Annotated in this window: 1 protein-coding gene; it reads left to right on the top strand. The window is 62.1% G+C overall.

What is annotated here, in order from left to right:
- Window positions 1-1,454 (top strand): fibronectin type III domain-containing protein (locus CF8_RS20455; protein WP_232211551.1); only part of this gene is annotated, 1,454 nt, incomplete at its 5' end.
- Between the last annotated feature and the right edge of the window lie 25 nt (window positions 1,455-1,479).

Here is a 1,479-nt window from a genome sequence, read left to right as displayed (position 1 = left end):
CTGACCAACGTGCCTGGACATCACAGCTAGTCCCGATGGCGTCCGCCGCCCCTTCAGCTCCGACGGACCTGGCAGCCTCACAACCCAACGGCACGACCACGGTCATGACCTGGACGCGAGTGCCGAGCGCCCTCACCTATGAGGTCGTGATCGACAACAACGGCGATTTCTCCTCACCCGAGTTCACGTCCCGCACCGCGAACAACACGGTGGTGCCAACCACCAATCTCCGCACCGGAACCAACCATTGGCGTGTGCGTGCCTTCGCTGGCTCGGAGGCATCCGACTGGTCCACCAGCACCTTCGACCCAGGGCCGGTAGGCGTACCGCAAGCGGTCTCTCCTGCAAACGGTGAACCGCTCAAGCAACCAGAAGACCCTCCCCTGCTGACGTGGGGTGCTGTGCACGGCGCCACCGAATACATCGTCGAGGTGGACCGCGACGTGGACTTCATCGGGGCCGGCTCCTACACCACCAAGACGACGTCGCTCGTCGTTCCCGACCCTCTCGGCGCAGGCACCTGGCATTGGCGCGTCAAGGCCTCCCGCGGCACTGGACTGGTGTCCGAGCCCTCGAGTGCGCGCACGTTTCAGATCCTGCCGATTGATGTCCCCACGCTCATCTCCCCCGCGAACGACGCCAACACCCAGATCGAAGATGTGGTGCTGGACTGGAAGCCGGTGCCCGGAGCGAAGTCCTACGAGGTTCAGGTCGCAAACAACGAGACCTTTACCAACATCACCGAGACGCGAATCGGGATCCTCGGAACCAAGTATTCCCCAGCGAAGGGCTACAACAACGACCAGTACTACTGGCGCGTGCGCGCCATCGATCTGGGCGGTACGGCAACGCCGTGGGCCGAATCGCAGTTCAATTTCAAGCGACAATGGCCGGACCGGCCGTGGCCCGTGTTTCCGATGCAGGACGGGTTCACCACGACACCCGACACTGTCAACCACGATCCCTTTGCACTGCCGAACAAGATCATCACCACGCCGGCGCCTTACTTCCAGTGGACTCCGGTCCAACACGCGAGCCACTACCAGCTCGACGTGAGCACCGACGCGAACTTCTCGACCTTCGCGTCGTGCCGGATTGCCGGAACCACGTACACCCCGGGCAACGCCGTCTATTCCGACACCAGCATGAGCCGTGGTTCGGAAGAGGATTGTCTCGTCCAGGAAGGCAGCCAGATGTTCTGGCGAGTGCGCCCCATGGACGCACCATTCAATGACATCGGCTTCTTCGACGGGATCCAGGGCATTTACTCGCCGACCCAAAGATTCACTTGGGATCCGGTGTACTTCTCCGGCTTGAGTCCCATGGGCGGAGTGACGGTGGCTGTGCCGACGTTCAGCTGGACGCCTGGGGTCGCGGCTGAAAAGTACAAGGTGGAGATCTTCAAGAGCGGTGCAGCAAGTCCAATCCACACCAAGACCACCTACGCGACTTGAATCGCCCCGGGTTTCGTGGAGGCTC

This window comes from Nocardioides sp. CF8 (genome assembly GCF_000389985.1).
In the GTDB taxonomy this organism is placed as follows: Bacteria; Actinomycetota; Actinomycetes; order Propionibacteriales; family Nocardioidaceae; genus Nocardioides; species Nocardioides allogilvus.
The sequence above is the reverse complement of the archived record's forward strand: the minus strand, read 5'-3'. Positions and strand labels throughout refer to the sequence as shown.